This is a genomic window from Methylopila musalis, from assembly GCF_042679725.1.
GTDB lineage: Bacteria > Pseudomonadota > Alphaproteobacteria > Rhizobiales > Methylopilaceae > Methylopila > Methylopila musalis.
The window spans coordinates 1-6,505 of the sequence record NZ_JBHTMX010000152.1; the positions used below are offsets into that span (position 1 = coordinate 1).

The 6,505-nt window shown below is 73.2% G+C and carries 4 protein-coding genes and 1 pseudogene; 4 read left to right on the forward strand and 1 reads right to left on the reverse strand.

Annotated features, from left to right (window positions below; genetic code table 11):
• Together ACFQ4O_RS13450 and aqpZ are read left to right on the forward strand one after the other, a co-directional pair.
• Positions 1 to 1,374: AMP-binding protein (locus ACFQ4O_RS13450; RefSeq protein ID WP_378776205.1), on the forward strand; the 1,374-nt coding region annotated here is incomplete at its 5' end.
• 90 nt (positions 1,375 to 1,464) lie between these two features.
• Positions 1,465 to 2,214: an aquaporin Z gene (gene aqpZ, locus ACFQ4O_RS13455; protein ID WP_378776206.1), complete on the forward strand. Its 750-nt coding sequence runs from the start codon at positions 1,465 to 1,467 to the stop codon at positions 2,212 to 2,214.
• Positions 2,215 to 2,224: 10 nt separating this feature from the next.
• Here the strand turns inward: aqpZ and ACFQ4O_RS13460 are convergent, their stop codons facing one another.
• The gene (locus ACFQ4O_RS13460) at positions 2,225 to 3,274 is read right to left on the reverse strand and encodes a ligase-associated DNA damage response exonuclease (RefSeq protein WP_378776207.1); all 1,050 of its coding nucleotides are present in this window, start codon (positions 3,272 to 3,274) and stop codon (positions 2,225 to 2,227) included.
• 94 nt (positions 3,275 to 3,368) lie between these two features.
• Here ACFQ4O_RS13460 and ACFQ4O_RS13465 point away from each other — a divergent pair, with 94 nt between their 5' ends.
• Both ACFQ4O_RS13465 and ACFQ4O_RS13470 read left to right on the forward strand, forming a co-directional pair.
• Positions 3,369 to 5,894, forward strand: coding sequence for a ligase-associated DNA damage response DEXH box helicase (locus tag ACFQ4O_RS13465; protein ID WP_378776208.1), 2,526 nt, complete (start codon positions 3,369 to 3,371; stop codon positions 5,892 to 5,894).
• A 280-nt stretch (positions 5,895 to 6,174) separates the two neighbouring features.
• Positions 6,175 to 6,505 (forward strand): annotated as a pseudogene (locus tag ACFQ4O_RS13470) (ligase-associated DNA damage response endonuclease PdeM); the annotation flags it as partial.

Genomic DNA, 6,505 nt, shown 5'->3' on the forward strand with positions numbered 1-6,505 from the left:
GACCGCGCCGCCGTGCTGCTGCCCCAGGGCGCGGAGGTGGTGACGGCCCATGTGGCGCTGTCCCGGCTCGGCGCGGTGGCGGTGCCGCTGGCGCTGGCCTTCGGGCCGGACGGGATCGCCTACCGTCTCGGCGACTGCGACGCCCGCGCGATCGTCACCAACGCGGAAGGGCTTGCCCGCCTCGCCGCCATGGAGACGCCGCCGCCGGGCCTTGAGATCGTGGTCTCCCTCGACGGCGCGGACGGCGCGGCGCTGGATTACGCCGCGCTGATCGCCGAGGGCGGTTCGGTGGAGGACGCAGCGCTCACGCCCGACGATCCGGCGCTGATGATCTACACCTCCGGCACCGCCGGCGCGCCCAAGGGCGCGCTCCATGGCGGCCGCGTGCTGCTCGGCCACCTGCCGGGCTTCCGCATGACCCATGAGGAATTTCCCCAGCCCGGTGACCGCGCCTGGACGCCGGCGGACTGGGCGTGGGCCGGCGGGCTGCTCAACCTGCTGATGCCGGCGCTCCATTACGGCGTGGCGGTGGTGGCGCAGCCCGCGATCAAGTTCGACCCCGAGGGCGCCTTCGCGCTGATGGCGGAGGCGGGCGTGCGCAACGCCTTCCTGCCGCCGACCGCGCTGCGGCTGATGGCGGGCGTATCCAATCCGCAGCGCTATGGCGCGCGGCTGCGCTCGGCGGTGGCGGCGGGCGAGCGGCTGGGGGAGGCCACGTTTCACTGGGCGCGCGAGGCGCTGGGCGTGACGGTGAACGAGGTCTACGGCCAGACCGAGTGCAACTACGTGCTGTCGTCGGCGGCCGGGCTCGGCGTGTCGAAGCCCGGCTTCATCGGCAAGCCTACGCCCGGCCATGTGGTGGGGCTGTTCGACGGGGAGGGGCGCCCCTGCGGGCCGGACGAGCCGGGCGAGATCTGCGTGCGCCGGCCGGACCCGATCATGTTCCTCGGCTACTGGAACCGCCCCGAGGCGACAGCGGAGAAGTTCCGCGGCGACTGGTGGCGCACCGGCGATCAGGCGGTGATGGACCACGAAGGCTATGTGCGCTTCGTCGGCCGCGACGACGACGTGATCACCACCTCGGGCTACCGGGTCGGCCCCGGCGAGATCGAGGACTGCCTGTCCCGCCACCCGGCGGTGGCGCTGGCGGCGGCGGTGGGGCGGCCGGACCCGCTGCGCACCGAGATCGTGCAGGCCTTCGTGCAGCTTCGACCGGGCGTCGCCGCCTCCGACGCGCTCGCCGACGACATCCGCCGCTTCGTGCGCGAGCGGCTGTCGGCGCATGAGTACCCGCGCGAGGTGATCTTCGTGGACGAGCTGCCGCTCACCACCAGCGGCAAGGTCATCCGCCGCGCGCTGCGGGCGCGGGACTGACCCTTTTCGCCTATTCAACAGAATCATAATGGACTTTCGCGCGACCGGCCGGCATCTTTCGGGGCGAGAGGGGTCTCGGGGAGAACTGTCATGCGCAAATATGCGGCGGAAGCGATCGGAACGTTCTGGCTCACCTTCGGGGGCTGCGGCAGCGCGGTGCTGGCGGCGGCGTTTCCGGATGTGGGCATCGGCCTGCTCGGCGTGTCCTTCGCCTTCGGCCTGACCGTGCTGACCATGGCCTACGCCATCGGCCACGTGTCCGGCTGCCATCTCAATCCGGCGGTGACGGTCGGCCTCGCCGCCGGCGGCCGGTTCCCGGCGGGGCAGATCCCGCATTACGTGGCCGCGCAGGTGATCGGGGCGGTGGCGGGCGCCGGCGCGCTCTACCTGATCGCCTCCGGCGCGCCGGGCTTCGACCTCGCCAAGGGCTTCGCCTCCAACGGCTACGGCGCCCATTCGCCCGGCGGCTATTCGCTCGGCGCGGCGCTGGTGGCGGAGGTGGTGCTGACGGCCTTCTTCCTGTTCATCATCATGGGCGCGACCCACGGCAAGGCGCCGGCCGGCTTCGCGCCGATCGCCATCGGCCTCGGGCTGACGCTGATCCATCTGATCAGCATTCCGGTCACCAACACCTCGGTCAATCCGGCCCGCAGCACCGGCCCGGCGCTGTTCGTGGGCGGCTGGGCGCTGCAGCAGCTCTGGCTGTTCTGGGCGGCGCCGCTCGCGGGCGGCGTGATCGGCGGTCTGGTCTATCGCTGGATCAGCGACGAGCCCTCCGCGGACATCACCGGCGGCGTCTCGCCGGCCAAGGCCACGCGCGACGCGCTGCAGAACGGCTGACGGCCGCGCCTCAGGCGGGAGCGTCGGCGGCGGTCGCGCCGCCGGCCTCCGGGTCCGCCTCGCCCTCGTCGCCATAGCCGACGAGGCGCAAGGGGCGGGCCTTGAGGCCCGCGGTCCCGCACCAGTGGACCAGCGCGTCCTCCTCGCCGTGGGTGACCCAGACCTCGGCCGCGCCGGTGTCGAGGATGGTGCGGCGCAGGTCGTCCCAGTCGGCGTGGTCGGAGACCACCAGCGGCAGCTCGACGCCCTTCTGTCGGGCGCGGGCGCGCACTCGCATCCAGCCGGAGGCGGCGACAGTGACGGGATCGGGGAACTTCCGCGCCCACAGCTCCCGCAGCGCCGAGGGCGGGCACAGCACGATCGCGCCGGCCATGTCCTTGCGCTTCGGGGCCGCCACCTGCGGCGTTTCGCCGAGCGCGATCCCGAGCCGGCGATAGACCTCCGTGACGCGCACCATGGCTCCGTGCAGATGCACGGGTCCGTCCCATCCGGCCTGGCGGAGCAGCGCCATCAGCCGCTGGGCCTTGCCGAGCGAATAGGCCCCGACCAGATGCGCCCGGTCGGGAAACAGCGCCACGCTGTCGAGCAGCTTCGCCACCTCCTCGGCCGCGTCCGGGTGCCGGAACACCGGCAGGCCGAAGGTCGCTTCGGTGACGAACAGATCGCAGGGCACCACCTCGAAGGGGGCGGCGGTGGGGTCGAGCTGGCGCTTGTAGTCGCCCGAGACAACGGCCCGAAACCCCTTGGTCTCGAACAGGATCTGCGCCGAGCCCAGCACATGGCCCGCCGGGTGGAAGCTGACCGTGACGCCGTTGATGGCGACGGTCTGGCCATAGGCCGCCGGCTGGCGTTCAGCGCAGAAGTCCTCGCCGTAGCGGGCGGCCATGATGGCGAGCGTCTCGGGCGTCGCCATCACCGCGCCGTGGCCGGGCCGGGCGTGGTCCGCGTGGCCGTGGGTGATGAGCGCCCGGGGCACGGGCCGCATCGGGTCCACATGCACGTCGGCGGGCGGGCAGTAGAGGCCCTGAGGGGTGGGGATCAGCAGCTCTTCGGGGCGCATGCCCACAAGATAAGCGCCGGGCGCGCGCCGCACAGGGGCGTCAGGCGTCGAGGCGCACTCCCCGAAGCGGCTTCGCGGGCCTATCTCTGCGTTCGTGACCCTCGCGCCGCCGCTCCCGACCCCCGTCTCGCCGCTGCCGGACCGGTTCCACGCCTGGTTCGCCGGGCGGGGCTGGACGCCGCGCCCGCACCAGCTCGCGCTGCTCGGCCACGCCCGCGCGGGCCGCGACGCGCTGCTGATCGCCCCCACCGGCGCCGGCAAGACGCTGGCGGGCTTCCTGCCGAGCCTCATCGACCTCACCGAAGGCCGCGGCCCGAGCGAGAGCATCCACACGCTCTATGTCTCGCCGCTGAAGGCGCTGGCGGTGGACGTGGCGCGCAATCTGGAGCGGCCGGTGGCGGAGATGGGGCTGCCGATCCGCATCGAGGGCCGCACCGGCGACACGCCCGCCGCCCGCCGCCAGCGGCAGAAGCGCCAGCCGCCCGACATCCTGCTGACGACGCCCGAGCAGCTGGCGCTGCTGATCGGCGATCCGGGCGCGGGCCGCCTGTTCGAGACCGTGCGGCGGGTGGTGGTGGACGAACTCCACGCGCTCGCCCCAACGAAGCGCGGCGACCAGCTCGCGCTCGCGCTGGCGCGGATCCGGGGGCTCGCGCCGGAGGCGGTGTTCGTCGGCCTGTCCGCCACCGTGAAGGCGCCGGACGAGCTGCGCCGCTGGCTGGTGGACCCGCGCCGGGGCGCGGCGCTGGCGGAGCTTGTGCGCATCCGCGGCGGCGCGGCGCCGGACATCGCGATCCACGACACCGACGAGCGCCTGCCCTGGGCCGGGCACAGCGCCCGCCACGCCATGGGCGCGATCTACGACGCCATCCGCGCCCACCGCACCACGCTGGTCTTCGCCAACACCCGCGCGCAGGCCGAGATGGCGTTTCAGGAGCTGTGGCTTCTGAACGAGGATTCGCTCCCCATCGCCCTGCATCACGGCTCGCTGGACGTGGGCCAGCGCCGCAAGGTGGAGGCCGCCATGGGGGAGGGGCGGCTCAGGGCGGTGGTCTGCACCTCGACGCTCGATCTCGGCATCGACTGGGGCGACGTCGACCTTGTGGTGCAGGTGGGCTCGCCCAAGGGCTCGTCGCGCCTGCTGCAGCGGGTCGGCCGCGCCAACCACCGGCTGGACGAGCCCTCCAAGGCGCTGATCGTGCCCGCGAACCGCTTCGAGGTGATCGAATGCGAGGCGGCGCGGGCGGCGGCGCTCGACGGCCAGCAGGACGCGGACACGGTGAAGCCGGGCTCGCTCGACGTGCTGGCCCAGCACGTGCTCGGCGTCGCCTGCGGCGGGCCGTTCGACGAGGACGCGCTGTTCGCCGAGGTCACCTCCGCCGCGCCCTACGCCGCCCTGACCCGCGACGAGTTCTCGGAGGTGGTCGCCTTCGCCGCCACCGGCGGCTACGCGCTGCGCTCCTACGAGCGCTTCGCCAAGATCCGCCGCACCAAGGACGGTCTGTGGCGCGTCGCCAACCCGGACGTCGCCCAGCGCTGGCGCATGAACGTGGGCACCATCATCGAGGCCACGACGCTGAAGGTGCGACTGGCCCGCGTGCGCCGCGCCGCCGGCGGGGCGGTCGGGCCGGCGGGCTATGGCGGGCGGGTGCTCGGCGAGATCGAGGAGTATTTCGTCGAGACCATGACGCCTGGCGACACCTTCATGTTCGGCGGCGAAATCCTGCGCTACGACGCGCTGATCGAGAACGAGGTCTATGTTTCGCGCTCGTCCTCCGAGGCGCCCAAGGTGCCGACCTATGTGGGCGGGCGCATGCCGCTGACCTCGGACGTCGCCGCCCGGGTGCGCGACATGATGGGCGATCCCGCCCGCTGGGACGCGCTGCCGCCGCAGGTGCGGGAATGGCTGCGCCTGCAGGCGGAGCGCTCCTCCGCGCCGTCCCGCGACGAGCTTTTGGTGGAGACCTTCCCCAAGGCCGGCAAGCATTTCATCGTCGCCTACACCTTCGAGGGCAGGCTCGCCAACCAGACGCTCGGCATGCTGCTCACCCGCCGGCTGGAGCGGGCGCGCGCCCATCCGCTCGGCTTCGTGGCGGGGGATTACGCGCTGGCGATCTGGGGCCTGTCGGACCTGTCCGCCATGATCGCCGGCGGCCTGCTCTCGCTCGACGCGCTGTTCGACCAGGACATGCTCGGCGACGATCTGGAGGCGTGGATGGCCGAGAGCGCGCTGATGAAGCGCACCTTCCGCAACTGCGCCATCATCGCCGGGCTGATCGAGCGGCGGTTTCCGGGGCGGGAGAAGACCGGGCGGCAGGTCACCGTCTCCACCGACCTGATCTACGACGTGCTGCGCCGGCACGAGCCGGACCACATCCTGCTGCGCGCCGCCCGCGCCGACGCCGCCCGCGGGCTGATCGATCTCGAACGGGTGGCGGAGATGCTGGCGCGGGTGCGCGCTCATCTCCGCCACGCGCCGCTCGCGCGCGTCTCGCCGCTCGCGGTGCCGATCCTGCTGGAGCTCGGCCGCGAGCCGGTCTACGGCGCGGCGCAGGACGCGCTGCTGCGCGAGGCGGCGGAGGATCTGGTGGCGGAGGCCATGGGCCCCGCGGCGCCTTGATCCACGTCAAGGCGCCAGGTTCGCTCCGGGCGTCACATGCCCCTCGTTCCACAGGGAGGATGTGACATGCCGATGGAAGACGTGATGGTTCTGGCCGCAGTTCTCGCCATGTTCGGCACCTTCGCCGGCACCATGCTCTGGGCCACGACGCGCTGACGCGCGGCGTCGACGGCGGCCGGGGGCCTCGCTTTGGGGGCGGGCCTCCGGCCGTTGCGCGACGTTTCGGCCACGGCCGCGACCGCCATGGACGGCGGTCGATCGTTCCTGCTACGTTCCGTCCATGATTCCGTCCGCCTCCCTCGCTCCCCCGCCGATCCGGACCGCGCCGGCCCGGACCCTGTCCGTCGCGGGCGCGGCGCTCGTCGCCGACGCCTCGGGCGCGGTCTATGAGCCCGACAGCGGCGCGCTGATCGTGGCGGACCTGCATCTGGAGAAGGGGTCGTCCTTCGCCCGCCGGGGCCAGATGCTGCCGCCCTACGACACGCAGGCGACGCTCGGCCGGCTGGCGCTGCTGGTGGAGATCTACCAGCCCCGCGCGGTGGTGGCGCTCGGCGACAGCTTCCACGACGGCGGCGGCCCGGCGCGGCTCGCGGCGCCCGACCGCGCGCGGC

What these genes read in the sequence shown, in the direction of transcription:
- aqpZ (WP_378776206.1), top strand. Translation starts at nt 1,465, where the DNA reads ATGCGCAAATATGCGGCGGAAGCGATCGGAACGTTCTGGCTCACCTTC.
- ACFQ4O_RS13460 (WP_378776207.1), bottom strand. Translation starts at nt 3,274, where the DNA reads ATGCGCCCCGAAGAGCTGCTGATCCCCACCCCTCAGGGCCTCTACTGC.